The sequence below is a fragment of the Desulfobacter sp. genome, assembly GCA_028768545.1.
Classification (GTDB): domain Bacteria; phylum Desulfobacterota; class Desulfobacteria; order Desulfobacterales; family Desulfobacteraceae; genus Desulfobacter.
In genome coordinates this window covers 3,934,170-3,950,184 of record CP054838.1, presented here as the reverse complement: position 1 = coordinate 3,950,184, position 16,015 = coordinate 3,934,170, and the positions used below count along the sequence as shown (strand labels likewise).

General features: G+C 47.0%; 19 protein-coding genes. 14 read left to right on the top strand and 5 right to left on the bottom strand.

What is annotated here, in order from left to right:
* Positions 1 to 7: 7 nt before the first annotated feature.
* From obgE to rplU, 3 genes are read right to left on the bottom strand one after another with little or no spacing between them, the layout of a single operon-like run.
* Positions 8 to 1,003, bottom strand: coding sequence for a GTPase ObgE (gene obgE / locus HUN05_19140; protein ID WDP86981.1), 996 nt, complete (start codon positions 1,001 to 1,003; stop codon positions 8 to 10).
* Positions 1,000 to 1,254: a 50S ribosomal protein L27 gene (gene rpmA / locus HUN05_19135; GenBank protein WDP86980.1), complete on the bottom strand. Its 255-nt coding sequence runs from the start codon at positions 1,252 to 1,254 to the stop codon at positions 1,000 to 1,002. The genes obgE and rpmA overlap by 4 nt, the downstream gene beginning before the upstream one ends.
* A 48-nt stretch (positions 1,255 to 1,302) precedes the next feature.
* Entirely contained in the window at positions 1,303 to 1,614 is a 312-nt protein-coding gene (gene rplU / locus HUN05_19130) for a 50S ribosomal protein L21 (protein ID WDP86979.1), read from the bottom strand.
* Between the two features lie 279 nt (positions 1,615 to 1,893).
* Between rplU and HUN05_19125 the strand changes: the two genes are divergently transcribed.
* From HUN05_19125 to HUN05_19115, 3 genes are read left to right on the top strand one after another with little or no spacing between them, the layout of a single operon-like run.
* Positions 1,894 to 2,178: a hypothetical protein gene (locus HUN05_19125; protein WDP86978.1), complete on the top strand. Its 285-nt coding sequence runs from the start codon at positions 1,894 to 1,896 to the stop codon at positions 2,176 to 2,178.
* Positions 2,163 to 2,432, top strand: a complete 270-nt coding sequence (locus HUN05_19120; protein WDP86977.1) for a hypothetical protein — start codon at positions 2,163 to 2,165, stop codon at positions 2,430 to 2,432. The genes HUN05_19125 and HUN05_19120 overlap by 16 nt, the downstream gene beginning before the upstream one ends.
* Positions 2,433 to 2,467: 35 nt before the next feature.
* Positions 2,468 to 2,746, top strand: coding sequence for a hypothetical protein (locus HUN05_19115; protein WDP86976.1), 279 nt, complete (start codon positions 2,468 to 2,470; stop codon positions 2,744 to 2,746).
* Positions 2,747 to 2,784: 38 nt separating this feature from the next.
* Here HUN05_19115 and HUN05_19110 read toward each other — a convergent pair whose 3' ends face one another.
* On the bottom strand, positions 2,785 to 4,179 hold the full coding sequence (locus HUN05_19110; GenBank protein WDP86975.1) for a lytic transglycosylase F: 1,395 nt from the start codon (positions 4,177 to 4,179) through the stop codon (positions 2,785 to 2,787).
* A gap of 134 nt (positions 4,180 to 4,313) precedes the next feature.
* Here HUN05_19110 and HUN05_19105 point away from each other — a divergent pair, with 134 nt between their 5' ends.
* The 6 genes from HUN05_19105 (at position 4,314) to HUN05_19080 (ending at position 9,403) form a co-directional block, all read left to right on the top strand.
* Complete coding sequence (locus HUN05_19105; protein WDP86974.1) at positions 4,314 to 5,930, top strand: GNAT family N-acetyltransferase; 1,617 nt, start codon at positions 4,314 to 4,316, stop codon at positions 5,928 to 5,930.
* Positions 5,927 to 6,817: a RimK family alpha-L-glutamate ligase gene (locus tag HUN05_19100; protein WDP86973.1), complete on the top strand. Its 891-nt coding sequence runs from the start codon at positions 5,927 to 5,929 to the stop codon at positions 6,815 to 6,817. Before HUN05_19105 ends, HUN05_19100 begins: the two co-directional genes overlap by 4 nt.
* A gap of 23 nt (positions 6,818 to 6,840) precedes the next feature.
* Positions 6,841 to 7,962, top strand: coding sequence for a hypothetical protein (locus tag HUN05_19095; GenBank protein WDP86972.1), 1,122 nt, complete (start codon positions 6,841 to 6,843; stop codon positions 7,960 to 7,962).
* Between the two features lie 226 nt (positions 7,963 to 8,188).
* Positions 8,189 to 8,956, top strand: a complete 768-nt coding sequence (locus HUN05_19090; GenBank protein ID WDP86971.1) for a hypothetical protein — start codon at positions 8,189 to 8,191, stop codon at positions 8,954 to 8,956.
* Between the two features lie 14 nt (positions 8,957 to 8,970).
* Positions 8,971 to 9,147, top strand: a complete 177-nt coding sequence (locus HUN05_19085; GenBank protein ID WDP86970.1) for a hypothetical protein — start codon at positions 8,971 to 8,973, stop codon at positions 9,145 to 9,147.
* A 4-nt stretch (positions 9,148 to 9,151) separates the two neighbouring features.
* Positions 9,152 to 9,403: a hypothetical protein gene (locus HUN05_19080; GenBank protein ID WDP86969.1), complete on the top strand. Its 252-nt coding sequence runs from the start codon at positions 9,152 to 9,154 to the stop codon at positions 9,401 to 9,403.
* 7 nt (positions 9,404 to 9,410) lie between these two features.
* On the opposite strand, the gene HUN05_19075 is transcribed toward HUN05_19080, so the two are convergent.
* Positions 9,411 to 10,580, bottom strand: a complete 1,170-nt coding sequence (locus tag HUN05_19075; GenBank protein ID WDP88143.1) for an IS4 family transposase — start codon at positions 10,578 to 10,580, stop codon at positions 9,411 to 9,413.
* A gap of 137 nt (positions 10,581 to 10,717) precedes the next feature.
* On the opposite strand from HUN05_19075, the gene HUN05_19070 reads away from it, so the two are divergent.
* The 5 genes from HUN05_19070 (at position 10,718) to HUN05_19050 (ending at position 15,985) form a co-directional block, all read left to right on the top strand.
* Positions 10,718 to 12,805 carry a carboxypeptidase regulatory-like domain-containing protein gene (locus HUN05_19070; protein ID WDP86968.1) on the top strand — a complete coding sequence of 696 codons (2,088 nt, stop codon included), beginning with the start codon at positions 10,718 to 10,720 and terminating at the stop codon, positions 12,803 to 12,805.
* Positions 12,806 to 12,937: 132 nt separating this feature from the next.
* Positions 12,938 to 13,882, top strand: coding sequence for a hypothetical protein (locus HUN05_19065; protein ID WDP86967.1), 945 nt, complete (start codon positions 12,938 to 12,940; stop codon positions 13,880 to 13,882).
* 185 nt (positions 13,883 to 14,067) lie between these two features.
* Positions 14,068 to 14,250 (top strand): hypothetical protein, encoded by a 183-nt coding sequence (locus HUN05_19060; GenBank protein WDP86966.1) that lies wholly within the window; start codon positions 14,068 to 14,070, stop codon positions 14,248 to 14,250.
* Between the two features lie 56 nt (positions 14,251 to 14,306).
* Positions 14,307 to 15,467: a hypothetical protein gene (locus tag HUN05_19055; GenBank protein ID WDP86965.1), complete on the top strand. Its 1,161-nt coding sequence runs from the start codon at positions 14,307 to 14,309 to the stop codon at positions 15,465 to 15,467.
* A gap of 14 nt (positions 15,468 to 15,481) precedes the next feature.
* Positions 15,482 to 15,985: an alpha/beta fold hydrolase gene (locus HUN05_19050; protein WDP86964.1), complete on the top strand. Its 504-nt coding sequence runs from the start codon at positions 15,482 to 15,484 to the stop codon at positions 15,983 to 15,985.
* The last annotated feature ends 30 nt before the right edge of the window (positions 15,986 to 16,015 follow it).

Sequence of the window (16,015 nt, the reverse complement as noted above, 5' to 3'; positions counted from 1 at the left end):
TGTCGGCCTAGTCTTTTTTTAATTTTTTTGCCAGGGTTTTGATCAAGGCCTTTACCCCTTGACCGGTTGCCGCGGAAATGGTCAGAATGTCACGGTCCGGCAGTTGTTCCTTAAAGGCATTGATCCGGTTTTTGGTTCCGGTGAGATCGATTTTGTTAAGAACCAGTATCTGGGTTTTTCCTGCCAGGGTATTGGAGTACATGGACAATTCATTGTTGATCAGATTTAAGGCGGCCAAAGGGTCCTCAGGATCAATACCACCACAATCAATGAGATGGATGAGGATACCGGTCCGTTCAATGTGTTTTAAAAATTTGATTCCAAGACCGATGCCTTCATGGGCCCCTTCAATCAGCCCTGGGATGTCTGCCACGGCAAAAGGCTCTCCAAAGGGAGGCTCGACCATGCCGATGGTGGGGGTCAGGGTGGTAAAAGGATAATCTGCAATTTTGGGACGGGCTGCAGACATGGCTGAAATAAGGGTGGATTTTCCTGCATTGGGAAGGCCTACAAGGCCAACATCCGCCAAAAGCTTGAGTTCCAGGCGCAGTTTCATTTCCATGCCTGGAAGACCGGGCTGGGCATATCGGGGGGCTCGGTTGGTGGCCGAGGCAAACCGTTTATTTCCCCGCCCGCCTTTACCGCCCTGGGCAATGACAAATTCCCTGTCAAGGTCGGTGAGATCCATAATGGGATCCAGGGTCTCGGCATCGGAAACCAGAGTGCCTGGCGGAAGTTCAAGAACGCAGTGAGGACCGTTTTTGCCGTGTTTTTGGCGGCCAAGCCCGGGAGCCCCGTTTTTGGCCTTAAAGAGCTTTTGACGGCGATAATCGTAGAGGGTCCGTTTTGCCGGGTTTACCCGGAAAAGTACATCCCCTCCATCGCCGCCATCTCCACCATCAGGTCCGCCCCGTTCAATGAACCGTTCCCGCCTGAAACTGGCGCAGCCAGCTCCACCGTCACCGGACTTGATGGTAACAATTGCTTCATCTACAAATTTCACGCTTCATAAACGCTGACTTTTTTTCTGTCGCGGCCTTTTCTTTCAAAGGTCACAACACCGTCCATTTTAGCAAAAATGGTATAGTCTTTACCCACACCTACATTGTTGCCCGGATGGATTTTGGTGCCGACCTGTCTGACAATAATATTTCCGGCAACTACTTTTTCTCCGCCGAATTTTTTAACTCCACGCCGCTGGGCGTTTGAATCACGACCATTTTTAGTACTACCTGCTGCTTTCTTATGTGACATTTTTTTCTCTCTTGTAAATCTTGATTTAAGTTAACCAACAGGCCTGAATTATGCTGAAATGGATTCAATCCTGATTTCAGTGTAATGCTGCCTGTGGCCTCTCATTTTACGATAGCCTTTGCGCCGTTTGTACTTGAATACCAATTGTTTTTTGTCCCGGCCCTGTTCAAGAACATGGGCTTTGACAATTGCATTTTCGACCTGGGGCGCTCCAAGGGTGACGGTTTCACCATCAGAGTACAAGAGGACATCGTTGAATTCAATCTCAGATCCTTCGGATCCGTCCAGTTTTTCAACTCTCAGTACCTGGTCTTCATGAACCTTGTATTGTTTTCCACCGGTTCTGATTACTGCGTACATGTTACACTCTCCTTCATTATCTCAATACTTTTTTGCAAGTTTAAAAAACTCTGAATTCTATAATTATTTCTTTGGCTTGTCAATATTTTTTTGGTTTCAGAGGACAAAAGCAGGTAAAGCAGAGCCTGATTTGCGCCTGCTTCTATCTGGGTCATACCTTTTTATACCGGATTTGTCCATGCTAAACAAAATTTTCTCATCTTGACTTCATCCTCAAGTTTGAATACAATTTAGGGTATCAATTGTAACCCTAAGTTGCCACATCTGCCCGGAGGTTCAATGAAGATCCCAATAATTTTTGTAATTAAAATCTGTATTTTGGCCCTGGTTTTGGCCGGGTGCTCTGTTGCTGTTTATGATTATCAAAGCGCACCCGTATCCCAGAATCTTGAAACGGAGTTGTTTCAAGCCAGGTTTACACCAGAGAAAAATCAAACCCGTTATTTTACCTATTTTAAGCTTGATTTAAAGAACCTGTCCCAGGATCCCATTGAGATTGACTGGAACAAGACCGCCTACCTTTTGAATGGAAAACACCGGGGCCTTTTGTGTGGAAAGGCATAAACCCCGAGCAAATCAAAGAATTGACCATCCCGGAAACCCAGATTGCTCCCGGGCAACATTTTTCCAGGCAGATTTCTCCCGTGGAGAAGCTGGCCATTGCCCATCGCAGTGATTATGCCGCAGGCAAGGATAAGTCCGGGATATACAGCGGTATTCTTCCTCCGGGTGAAAATGGTATTCGTCTTGCCCTCAGAGTCAAAGGCAAGCTTATATCAAAACAGCTGGTGGTCGTGATCACAGAAGAAAAACAATAAAAAAAGTCTGATTTAAAACAAACGGAAGAAAAAAAATGAAAAGATTATTATTTGCATTAATGGTATTGGTTTTAAGTCTCGGACTGGCCGGATGTTATCAGTTTATGGCCAAACACCCTGAAAAAAGCAATCAGGAATATTATGAAGATCAGGCCTATTGCGAGAAAAAAGCCCGGGAATATACCATGGAGCGTCGTGAGCAGATGACCTATAAAGATGAGACAGATCATGCCAGGCGATGCATGAGAGAGCTTGGCTGGGAATATTACCTTCGCAGACCCTCAAGCACCAGTGAAACCAAGACGGCTGAATAAGCCATTTGTTCGATCTGTTAAAGAAAGAGGAGAAAGGCTTATCTCTCCTCTTTTTTTTGATCCTGAATTGTATGGATACGGCTGTAGCCAATATAATATTTAAATATATTGTTTACATATTGAACCGTTTCCCGCCCAATCTGCATGGCCGCGGCAACTTCTACATTTTTAAACCAGATATTCGGGTTCAGGTTTAATTCTTTTGCCTTTTTTCTCAGGCGTGCCACCTGTCTTGGACCGGCGTTATAGGCTGCCAAAGCCAGCAGCGTCTGGTTTCTGTCATCTATTTGGGCATCGGAAAAATACCGGTCTTTTAAAAATCTGAGATATTTTGTACCGGCATGGATATTATTGTCCAAAAGGTGGATGTCGCCAATGTTGACATTGGGGTCTTTTGCGGTCGAGGGCATAACCTGCATTATTCCCACCGCCCCTTGATGGCTTTTTTTATTTTGGTTGATGCCTGATTCCTGGAAGGCCAGGGCCTTGAGCAGGAGCCAGTCAAATTGGTATTGGTCCCCATATTTTTTAAAAATCTGAGCTGTTTTTTCAAAATTTGTCCGGTGTTGATCGGCAGGTTTTACAAACCGGGTATTTTTAAGGTAGCGTTCAAACAAGATATTGCCCTGAAGGCTGCCTTTTTTGTTTGTTTCCACAAAGGCGTTGATCTGTTCCATCAGTTTGGGACTGCCTTTTCTTACGGCCCATGCAATTTGTCCCTTGGTTCTCAACACGATTTTGGGGTGGAGAACAATGTGGTCAAAAATTTTTGCCCAGAATTTTGCCTTGTGGCTGTCCATAACCAGATGAAAGATCATTCCGGCATTCAGCATTTCCAGAAGATCTTCATCTTCTAAAAAATCATCAACCCGGATGATCTGGATCGCTTTTTTCTTTTGAAGCCTGAATTGGGTGTTGAGTTTGACCAGACTCGCATAATAGCTTGAAGAGAACCTGACATGGATTGTCTGGCCGGCAAGGTCCTGGATATCTGTCATTTTGGGACTTTTCGGGCCTGAGACGAGGATTTCAGTGGCCTGGGTAAAAAAAGGATGGGAAAAATATACCTTTTTCAACCGTTCTTCAGTCATGGTCAGGTTTCCGGCAGCTATATCTCCTTTGCCCTCAACAAGGGATGAGATTAATTCTTTTCTCGGGGTGGGGATGATGACCAGGTGAATTTTCAGATGCCGGCTTTTAAGGCGGGTGTTGATCATTTTTTCAAAGGCTGTGAGGCTTTCATAGGTCAGTCCCCTTGGCCGGCCCTTGTCAAGGAAGTAGAAGGTTTTACTGTAGGGGACCAAGGCCCGGATGACTCTATGATCAACCAATTGGTCAAAATCCCCGGTCCACCTTGGTATTGTCCGGCCAATGCTGCCTGCCGGGAACAGGAAAATTAAAAAAAAAGCCCATACCAGCATGTGTCTGATCATGGATCAATTGCCTCCTTAGCCGGGGTCACAAGTGGGGTCAGTTACTTTAAAATAGGCCATGGGGTTGTTCATTGTCAATAAAAGCTTGAAAGGGGTTTACTTAATGCCGGCCCTGTGTTTAATAATATTCCACCATGAATTTGTCACCTATCTTATTTGTCCGCAGACCTGAAACAAATATCACCCAAGGACTTGCACCATGCTCCCAAGGCTTTTTTGCCGGAATTGAACTGGTCTGTGCAGGCCTGTCCTTTTCTCACAACGCCGATGGTTTTTTCATTCGCAGGGTTGTGGATGTCCAGGGTGAGCAAGAAATTATCAAAGATTTAAAAACCGCTTTGGATCAGATCCTTTTGTGCCAGGTCCCTTGTTTTGCTTTGATACTTTTACCCCCTAATGATTGTTGGGGGCCTGTTCTTGAACGGATGATTTTTGAGGCCTGTCCGGGCATCCAAATGTCAAAGAAGGGGGATCACGGGTTTGTTTTGTGTTCTGCGGCCAAAACAAGGCCTTTGTCCGGACAAATGCCCATGGCGGTATTGCCGGTCTGTGTGTGGGGATTCAAGGATGGTCATGGGGTTTTAAACTATATTGAAACAGGTGTAAAAACAATTTTACCCCACGCCATTTCATTTTTATGGGCCGTTGATCTAAAAGGAAAGTCCGAGACCTGTATGCCAGGAAAAGATCCGGGCCAAGAACTTGAAGCGCTTGATGCTTTTTTAGCTCCCTGGCTGAATCAAAAATCAGATTCCTCCCCCTTTAGTCTGGAAATCTGTCTTTTTCCTGGAATGGATTTTACCCGGGTCAAATCAAGGCTGGCCTTCTGGTATCAAAAGGGGTTGAGGATGATTCACTGGCGTCTTGGTCCCCATGGAAAAGAGCTGCCAAGAGCCCTTTTGTGGCAGGTGTCAAAACAGGGCGTCTGGAACCATGTGTCAGGTATAGATCTTTTTGGGTCAGATCCTGAAAAAAAAACGTTGGCCGCCTGGATTGGCAATACTCCCAATATTGTCCATTCTTTTGAAAATTTAAGCCCGGCAAATGGGACCATGTCTGATCGGTTTCAGGTGCCTGACGATCTTTTGGACTATGGCAGGCTTGGCTGCCTGCCCAATATTCCACTTTGGCAGGCGGTCCGGGATCCCGGCCTTATTTTGACCTTTTTAGGGCAGATGGAAAAAAAGCAATTGGCCGGAATGCGAGTGAGTCCTGCAAACGGGGCCCTGTCCCGGCTGGGCCAGAACATTAAATTTTATTTTAAAAAGCCCGGGCAGATATCCCCCCCTATTTTAGATGAGATTGTGGCCATGGTTGATGCGGGCGGGTCTGTGGATATCACCCATGTCCGTGCCAATCTTGAACGGGCCTTTTTGATCGGGTATGGAGTTGAAAACGGGTGTATTGTGGGTAATTCAAGTCTCAAGCATCCCCGGCAGGTGTTTATTGACCGGATCAAAGGGATTACCGGCCTTGACTTTACCCATTGCGTGGAGCGAGGATATACCTCGGTCAGGCCAGAATACCGGGCCATGGGAATCGGGGCAAGACTGCTCGAAGGACTGACCAAACGGGCAAAAGATAAAAAGGTGTTTTCCATTATTTCAGAGGATAATCTGGCCACCCAGAAAATTGCCGAGAGAAACAATACCCGGAAAATCACCACCTATTTTTCAGAAAAACTTAAAAAGGAAATGGGGGTGTGGATGCCGGCCCATATGAATCCTGATCCAACAGGGGCTGAAAAATGAAGATTGGTATCATGACGGTGAATAATTTTGATTTTCACCCCAACTCAAGGTTCAGGGCCGAGGCTGAAAAAAAAGGCCATAAGATCCTGCTTATCGATCCTTACGGCATGGGCTGTGTTCTTGACCAAACCATTGGCCCCGCCATATTCATGGACAAGGATGAACGCCTGCCCGACCTTGTCATGCCCAGACAGGGCTCTCCCATGGGAGAATACGGATTTGTGCTGCTTGGGCAGTTTGCCGCCCTTGGCATCCCTCTGGTCAACTCACTTGAAGGGGTTATGATTGCCCGGAATCAATATATCAGTCTTCAGCAGCTTTTACGGGCAGGCCTGCCCATACCCAAGTCTTTTTTTGTGACCTGCAAATCCATGTTTTTTAAGTCCATAGAGCGGCTGGGCGGATTTCCCGTGGTGGCCAAGCAGGTGGACGGCATGGGCGGGGACGGGGTGGCCATGCTCACCTGCGACCAGGATGCCGCGGATTTTATGGCCTCAAATTTTCTTGCCCAAAAAGGGGTGGTGGTTCAGTCTTTCATAGACCATGTCAAGGCGTTAAGGGTGCTGGTCACGGGAAATACAATTGCCGCTGCCATGGCATTGACTCCGGCACCTGGAGAGTTTAAGGCCAATATTCACCAGCAGGCCAGTGCCTGTGAATTTGATCTGCCCGAATCCATGGCCAAAATAGCGGTTGCAGCGGCCCGGGCCTGTTCCCTTGAGATCGCCGGGGTCGACATGATCCTCACCCCGGACCATGGGGTCAAGGTTCTTGAGGTCAACTATTCCCCTGGATTTAGGGGGCTTGAAGGGGCAACAAGAAAAAATATTGCAGGACAGATTCTCGACCATGTCCTGTCCCTGACCGAGACACCTGATTTACCCTAAATAAATAAGGATACGATATAGATATGAAAATTTCGGATTTTAATCTTGAAACCAATGCAGATATGCAAACGGCCTCAGCCCGTGTGGTGTTTGAAGAGACAGATCAAAAAGACAAGACCGTGTTTATTAAAACCAAAAAAGAGTTTGCCCATGGGTTTGGTGCAAACCCGGATGCCTTTTTGGTGGGGGCGCTCTTGCCGGCCCTTCACCTGGGAGAAAAACGAATTTTTGTGGACCAGGAGGTCTCTCCCTTTTTAAAAGAGGGATTAGAGGTGGCCATGAATCTTTTTTCCCATTGGACCTTAGGCAGGTATGCCCCCATTGCTTTGGAAACAAAGGTCCGTAAACAGATCAAATTACCCCAAAGCCCCAGGGCAGGGATGGTCATGTCCGGGGGCATGGATTCTTTGGCCGGGCTAAGGCTGAACCATCTTCACTATCCTGAGGGTCATCCTGCCCGGGTAAAGGATTCATTTTTTCTCCACGGCTTTGATATTGGCGGGGTTGTGGAACGGGGGATGAAGTACCATGTGTTTGACCGGGCTGTTGAGGCCATTTCAAAGGTGACCCAGGATGCCGGCACAACCCTTGTTCCGGTGTATACCAACCTGCGCCATCTTTGTGATGAAAGAGAACTCTGGCTGGATTCTTTTTTCGGCGCGGTTCTGGCGGCCATGGCCCACGCGTTTTCAGGCAGGATTAACCTGATGTTCATTCCCTCTTCCTATGATATTACCAATCTTCATCCCTGCGGATCCCATCCCCTTTTGGATCCTGAATATTCTTCCTATGGGATGCGGATCCGGCACAGGGATTATGAATTGTCCCGCCTGGAAAAAATAAAGGTTGTTTCCCAATGGGATGCAGCCTTTCAGAATTTCCGGGTCTGCCTGGCCAATGTGGAGGACCAGCTCAACTGCGGGAAATGTGAAAAATGCGTGCGCACCATGACCGAGCTTACCGCCCTGGGCCTTTTGGACAAGACCCGGGCCTTTGAGGCCGATGAGGTCCGGCCTGAAGATATTGCCCAATATGATATTACCATCCGGGTCCGGCCGCCTTTTTACCGGCCCATGATTCCCCTGCTCAAAGAACAGGGCAGAAATGATCTGGCCGAAACCATTGAGTCTCTTCTTGGACAATAGGGGAGCAAGGCGGTCCGCGAAAAACCCAGCACTGCATCCCAGAGTCTCTTGGCGTCGAGATCTTTCTGAATTTGTCAATTCGGGAGGAGAGATGGCCTATCCAGATGATCCTGGTTGATTCGTTTTGACCAGCCAGTTTAACTGGCATACGCTGGACGGAGATTTTTTTTTATAATCAAGATTAAAATGGTTGAATAGATTATGCCTGGATAAAAAAGGATATGTTATGAAACAAATTTTTGTTATTGCTGCTGCGGTACTTTTATTTTTATGCAGTGCTGGTCTGGCTGCTAATTATCCTGAGTATGGAATTCAGACACCCGCGGGGTGGGCCCAAAGAAAAAATCTCTCACAGGATTTGCTTCATCAGATTGTGGAACCGGGCAATAATGCCATGATTGAAGTGTATTATAACAAGGGATCCGTAGGCAGTTTAGAAAATATGGCTGACCAGTGGGAAGGTGCCGGCCGTCAAAGGGGCACCCCTTATCTGACCTATAAACATACCTCAAAACACCTTTCCTATGCCTATAAAAACACCCCTGCCATCCAGCGAACCTACTCCGGGGTGCACAATGGGTCAACCCTTGGATGCATCGTAAATTTTATGCAGTATGACGGGTTTATTGTCATTGTGGTGGGGATTTATCCAAAAGATTACAAGACCTATGGCGGTCCTCTTTTATCGGCTTTTTCAACCTTTACACCGGGCAGGGCCCCCAAAAAAACAGCAGGACCCGTCTCAAAGCAGCCCCGGCCTGAAACCAAGGGGACGGTTTCACCTGAACAGATGGTGAAAACCTACTATGGGATTTTGGAGTCTGAGGACCTTAACGCCCTTGAAACTATTTTAATTGCTTCTCCAGGAGGACGTCTCAGTCAGGAGCTTGGGGCCTACCGCCTGGTGTTCAGTTCTGTGGACCAAAAGATCCGTGACCTGGATATTATGGAAAAAAATACAGTGCCGACGGCACCGGGTGTATTGTCAAGGTAAGGGTCAATGGTGAGGTGATCCGGGGGGATGGAAAAGAACGGTTCAAGATCAATGAGCCGTTTATGGTCTGCATGCGGCGTGCACGAAATAACAACTGGAAGATTGAAAGGGTTTTCAGGGCCAGTGCCATGAGGCTTTCCACCCTTGGGATAACCGCTGAAAATGCATTGAAAAAATTGATGGGAGACTAGGCAGATGCGCGTTTATATGAGACTTGTATTTATCTTTTTTTTGATGTTTATGGGCAGCAGCCCTGGGTTTGCCGGTGCGCCGGATCCTGGAATTATTGCCGCCAAGATCAACACGGAAAAATCTCTGCCAGGGTTTAAGGAATTTATCAGAAAAGGCTGGTCCAGGACAACCGGACCCTATGTTTGGTCAGAACTACGGCAATCCGGGGGCGGCAAGGAGCGCAGCATCCCGGATACAGATATTTTATTTCAGTGATGTCCGGTTAGGTTTTTACTTGCTCAATAATTTTTTGATCTTTGACAATATTGTCCCTGTTTGAACTATGAGAGCCCTGCTCCTCGCAGCCAAACAGGTCATTTAGAATGGCGGTTCGCAGCTGCCGAACTCTTTTGATCGTGACCTTTTCATTAAACTGTTTTTGGCAATGGATTGCCAGTAACAGGTAAGTGATAAGGCCGCCAAGAATCTGAACCATAAGGCCGTATTCACTGCGGGCAATGAGATGATATACCTTCAGATGTTCTTTCCACCATTTGAAAAAATCCTCAATGGTCCACCGGAGTTTATAAATTGTTGCTATTTGTTCCGCTGTTAAATCATGCCTGTCAGTTGCCACATAGTATTTGACGCCAGCAATTTTATAGCCAACAACCCGAACAGGCCTTTTCGTCTGGTTTTGATTCGGAGTACCAAGTTTAACCAGTGCATCATAAAAAATGTAGCTGTCGGAAGGGGTCTCGTGGTTATCAATAATTGTTCTTGTTGTCCTGGTTTTTATACGGCAGACAAAATGTTTGCCTTGCTCCTGAAGCAGGTCAAATTCTTTATGGGATTGATATCCACGATCCATAACACCTGTTTGCCCCTTGGAAACTATTTTGGGAACAAAGGTGCGTTCAGCGCCGTTGCCTTCAGTCAAAAAGATTTTGTTTGGGATTCCGTGATTAATGTCAAATCCGCAATGTACTTTGGCTTTTTTACTTCCTTTTCTGTAGTTCGCCCAGTGCATTGAAAGGACTGCATTTATGAGACTACCGTCAATGGAAACCAACTCTCCTAACTCGGCGTGTTCACCCGGATGACACTCAAGAGCCTGTTTATAAAGATCCTCAAAGATAAATTGCAGTTGTTCGAGTCCCCTGTGATTGATGGCTTCACAGAAACTACTACGGCTGATACCACCGTCTGGCGCAATATTTTCTTTAGCAAAAACATTCTCCTTGAGATCCTGAATTAAATGTCGGGCAGACTTGTGCTCCTGAAGATGGAAATAAACCAAAGCATTTATCTGGTCTTCGAATGTCATTTTTAAAGGGCGGTCTCCTCGAGATTGTAATTCCGGTGCTTTTGAAAGTGACTTTATCAGAGGGCACCTGAAATTGTCAAAGTTCAGGGACCGTAGTTGTTTTTTAGGGACTGAGATGTGCGTCATTTGAGCTCCTTGAGTTAAATTTTCAAGGCGCACAAAAATTTTTACGCACATTTGTCAACACAAAACAGACTGTTTTTTCAATGATTTTAGATGCTTTTTATATGCAACAACCTAACCGGACACTACTGATTTTATTTATGAAAAAAGCCTATACCCTGTATTTTACCGCGGCCTCTTCAAATATGCTCCAGCGCAAAGTCAAGCCTACGTTTGAAGCGGCATGGCAGGCCTATCCTTCTTTAAAACCCGAATATACCATGGGGGCGACCCATAAAGGGGGAAAGGCCAGACCTGTGTCCAGCAATGCAAAAACCCGGATGATTCTCACACTTGAAATCTATGGGTTTTCCGGAAACCTTGCCCAATCGGCAACCCAGAAACCCAATTTTCAGTACAATGTTTTTTTTCCCAGGGGGCAAAGGGTTGAAACCCTTTTGGGCAACTCCATTCAGCTGGTCAATGACCGGGGGGGCAAAAATGCATGGATGACTGAAGGGTGCTGGGCGGTTTCCTTGCGCCCCCAGAGGGTCGGGGACGATATTCCTGTTGATGTTTTCAGGCTGGCTGCAGACGGGCTGTTCAAGGCCATGGGGTCTGGGGGGAAAATGGTCGAAAAGACAGGGCAAGACCCTTATATTGTGGATATAAGCTGCCAGGCAACCGGGTATAAAACCCAAGTCCGGAGCGTTGGGAGTAAAACTGAACCCCAGACCATCAGGGTCAGCGGCGTTGTAAAAAATGAAACAGGGGACGCGGTTGAGGGAGCCCTCATCCGCATTGATGAATATGATGAGACCGCAAAAACCGATGAAGACGGGAAATATAGCCTCAAACTGGCCTTTGTTGACGGTAAGGGCAGTTTAAATCATACCCAGGATTTTGTCCTTCAGACCACTCCCAACGCCCTTGGCGTGAGTATTGATTTTAATACGGACCAGATGCCCCGGGCTGACGGCCGATCCTTGGAAGCCCAGATTCTTGTTACCAATCAAGGGCAGCCCTGGGCAAACAAAAAAATGATGTTCAATCCGCCTTCCAGGTTCATGGTCAAGGGAATACCGGTATGGTATATTGAGCGACCCTTTCCAGCAGGTCTTTCAACCGCTTTTACCACCGACGAACAGGGCCGGGCAAAGATTTTATTCCCCGTGCCCAGGGTGAAAAAATATCTGTTAAAGCAGACCCCAAAGGAGAATCCTGCAGATCTATTGTTTCCCATTTCAGGGGAGGTGACCTTTGTTGACGGGATGACTGAGAAATCGGTCACAGCGTCTGTGAATTACGGGAATCCATATCCCAGGGTTTTAAAACTTGTTCTGCCGGGCCTCTGGAATGGGAAGTGGCCTTCTGCAAGGGGACAGCTGATCTTAAGTGAAAATCAATGCCAGGTGGAACTCAAGGCATACGGCAGGTTCAGGGTCAAGGGATATGAGGCGGATAAAACCGTTAAGGTCTGGACGGACAATGATCCAAGTCTTTTTTTCGGTTATATGCCCAGGGTTGAAGGGGCTGATGATTTCAATGATATTCCTGACTATGGTATGGCCATGGGAAAGGCCATGTCTGATTCCGTGGTCGAGCTGGCCGTGGGGGAGCTGGGCGGAAACCTGATGAACCAATACGGCACCACCCGGGTGGGATCAACAGATGCTGTTGATCGGATGAAAAAAGCGGCCCAAAACAAGATGGACTGGGCCCAGGGATTCCAGCAGGCAGCTGCCAAGGCAAAATTTGATGCAGACCATGCCGCCATGGTGATGACATCTGCCAAAGAGATGCAGTCCAAGGCTGGAAGGTATATCACCGCAGGGGTAACCGGAGACGAGATATTGGCGGTGTCCGGGGCAATTCTTGAAAATGCAAAAGCCGGTCTGTCCCTCAGGGCCATGGCCCAAGGGGGAAGACCCTTTTCCGGGCAATTGTCTGCCCAGAAAAATGCCATTGAGCTTGGCTCAACGGCATACGGGCTTTTTGAGGCTGGCGCAGGGGTTACGAAGTGGGGAAGCAAGGCCATTGACCAGGCGGGAAAACGGCTGATTGCACTCAAGTTGATCTATACGGCAGCCAAAACCACCCATGACTGCTATATTGAATACCAGCGTACCGCCCTTGGATGGGATGCTGCCGTACTCATGCCCTTTGTGGCCACCATTACAAACGAGCAGGGATATGCCGTCAGAACAATCCGGTATGCCTCTGTAAAATTTGAAAAGAAAAAAAAGTGAGGTGCCATATTTGGGGTTGACCCTGAATATAAAATTATAGACCTGACAGTCTTAACCTGTCTGAAAAGCATTCCAATGATGTTAAAGTGATTTTTTATCGAATAAAATAGTTGAAAATTAAAGGAGAACAAAATGAACCGGGCCTCTAATGTTTTGTGGTTGAGTATCCTCGCATCTTTGATTTTTATTTCATCCGCCTTTGGAATGGATATGTCCCAGGGGCTGCAATGCCCGAAGGGATGGACGGACAATACCTCGGCAAGGGGAAATGATCTCATAAAACAATGTATTGCCCCGAGACAGGACGCAGTCATTGAATTATATGCAGCTCCCGGACAGGAAATTCCCCTCAAGCAACTCCTGGATTTTTGGACCAGGGAAATGACCAACAAGGGCCTGCCCTTTCAGAATTTTATTTCAGAACAACCCGGCCAGGTCTCTGGATACCCCGCCGTAACCCGGGTATATTCCGGGCACACCCCCAATGGCGCATTCTTTGATTCATCCCTGGTCGCGTCAAGGTACAAAGGGGTGAGCTATGTGTTCCAGGGCTTGTCTTTGAAAGACAGGCAGCAGGTCAGGCATGCCATGAATACCTGGTATTATCCGGGTGCCGATCAACCGCAGTCAACACCTGATCAGAACACGCTTCAGACCTCCTCCGCCATTAAGGTGGACCGCCATGGCAAGGGATGCGAGGCCATGCTCAAAATTTATGATCCTTTTGGCCACCATATCATGGATTTTCAATCCACATATATGGGAACCAAGCCCTTTAACAATGAAAAGATCGGCAAAGGCTGGGAATCAACAAAATATCGTATGTTTTACAGAATCATCACGGAAAATCATTCGGATTCTGAAATCAAATTTACCAAGGTTGTAATTGATGCATTTAAAAAGATGGCTCATTTCTGCACCAAGCCCGACGGTACAAAGTATCCCTGTGGTAAATCCAAAAGAAAGGTTAAACACTTGGACGGCAGCGAAACCGTTTTAAGGGTTAACGAGCAATCCACCAATGTTCTGTTGCCAGGCCAGTGTGAAACAAGGCTACCATATCTCAAACAGTGCTGACTTCAGAGGCAAGACCACCTACTACACCTACTATTTTACTTACAAAGGAAAGAATTTCAACTTTAAAACCTGCAGAACCTATAAGGGCGCATTCCCATTTTCCCGGTTTTAAAAAGGCCTGTCTTTTAGAGCAAAAAGAATGATATCCTCTGTTACGCTGAAATGAACATAAATGGATTGTGCTAATGAAGAAAGCTGAAGATTGTAATACTGTTGATGAAGTCCTTGCATGCCTCAAAGAACTGGAAGAAGATCCAAATCGCTTGGTTCGTAACGCTAACGAATTAGAACAGATGGAGCAGGAAATCCTTGAGTATACAAATCGGATAAGCGCCTTTTTTTTAAAAAAAAGATCCAGGCCTCAGTAGATTCCTCTGAACAGGTCGACCAAGAAAAAGAATTGATGTCCAATTGGCCGGGACGGATGAAAAGCGAAGGGCTTGAGACCGTTTGGATTCAGCTTTGTACAGATAGTTCGGTTGATATTCATGTTCGATACTATCGAAGGTCCTGTGACCGCCGAAAAGGAAAAAGATATAAAGGTGCATACGCTGGCTTAATCCTTCTTGGAATCCATGATCGCTGCTCGCCTGCTTTGGCTTCTATGGTGAGTTCTTGGTCAGCCTTATTAAGTTCTTTTGAAGAAGTCCGTCAAGTGCTTTGTGACCGTGGGATGACGTTGGGTATAAAGGTCATCCGTAAACTGACCTATCGGTACGCAGAGCGGGCTCGAGCCGAACAACAAGCGGGCCGAATCCCATTAAATGATAGAGATTTACTTGAAGGGCGGCGAGTCGTTATCAGCACTGATGGTGGCCGCACTCGGCTCAGAGAGAAGAAAAGGGGACCAAAAACCCAAAAGGATAGAACCCGATTTCGTGGGGCATGGCGAGAACCCAAGCTTTTGATCATTTATGTAGTGGACGCCCATGGAAAACAAGAAAAAAGCTTTTCACCATTTATTGATGGCTGTTTCAATGGACCGGATGGTGTATTCCACTTGTTAAAGGGTTATTTGAACTCCCTTCATATTCAGAACTCAGACAAAATACTGTTTGTTGCAGATGGGGCACATTGGATTTGGAATCGAATCCCCGGACTGCTAAAAGCATTGGGTTTGGCTCCTGAGCGTGTGTATGAACTTCTCGATTTCTACCATGCAGTTGAGCATCTGGGTACAGTAGCAGGCTTAAGGAAGACCTGGTCATCCAAGGAACGCAAACGCTGGGTATCGAAGCAGCGAGGTCTTCTGCTGAAGGGAAAGGCGATTGAGGTGGTACAGGCCGTCCAGAAGCTTTGTAGAGGCAGAAACAGTAAGGCTATCAAGACGGAACGGGATTATTTTGTGCGCAATGAACTGAGGCTTAATTTCTCAACTGTAAAAGCGTTGAACTTACCTATTGGCAGCGGTGCTATTGAAAGTTCGATTCGGAGAGTCGTGAATTTACGTCTTAAAGGTCCATGCATCTTTTGGTATCGGGAGAATGCAGAAAAAATGATTATGCTGCGATCATTTTATAAAGCAGGGCGTTGGAACTGCCTGAAGCAGATGGCAAACATGCACAATCCAGTGCCAGCGGTATAACCGGGAAAATGGGAATGCGCCCCATGGATAGTCCTGTGGTGAAGCAGATGGCAAATTCGTTTTTTGAAGCCGGATTCACCTGCTTGAGGTTTAACTTCAGGGGCACGGGTAAAAGCCTTGGGTTTTATGACAACGGGGACGGGGAGCAAAAGGATGTGCAGGCGGCCTTGGACTGGCTTAAAGAACATCATGTCTCCTCTCTTTTTCTGGCCGGATATTCTTTTGGGGCCTGGGTCAATGCCCATGTGGTGGCCGCAGGAGCGAGGGTTGATGATCATATCATGGTTTCCCCGCCAGCGGCTTTTCTTTCTTTTGATTCCATTCCAAGGCTGCCCAGCACCGGGCTGATCATTGCCGGCGATGCCGATGACCTGGCGCCTTTGGACAAAATTCAATCCCTTGCTGACCAATGGGGCATATCGCCAACGCTTGCCGTTCTTGACCGCGGGGATCATTTTTATTCGGGTCATTTAAATGAATTGAGAAATATCTTGCTGGCATACCTTTGCCCGGACTGATCAATCAAGACCTAGCCCGCATATTTCACA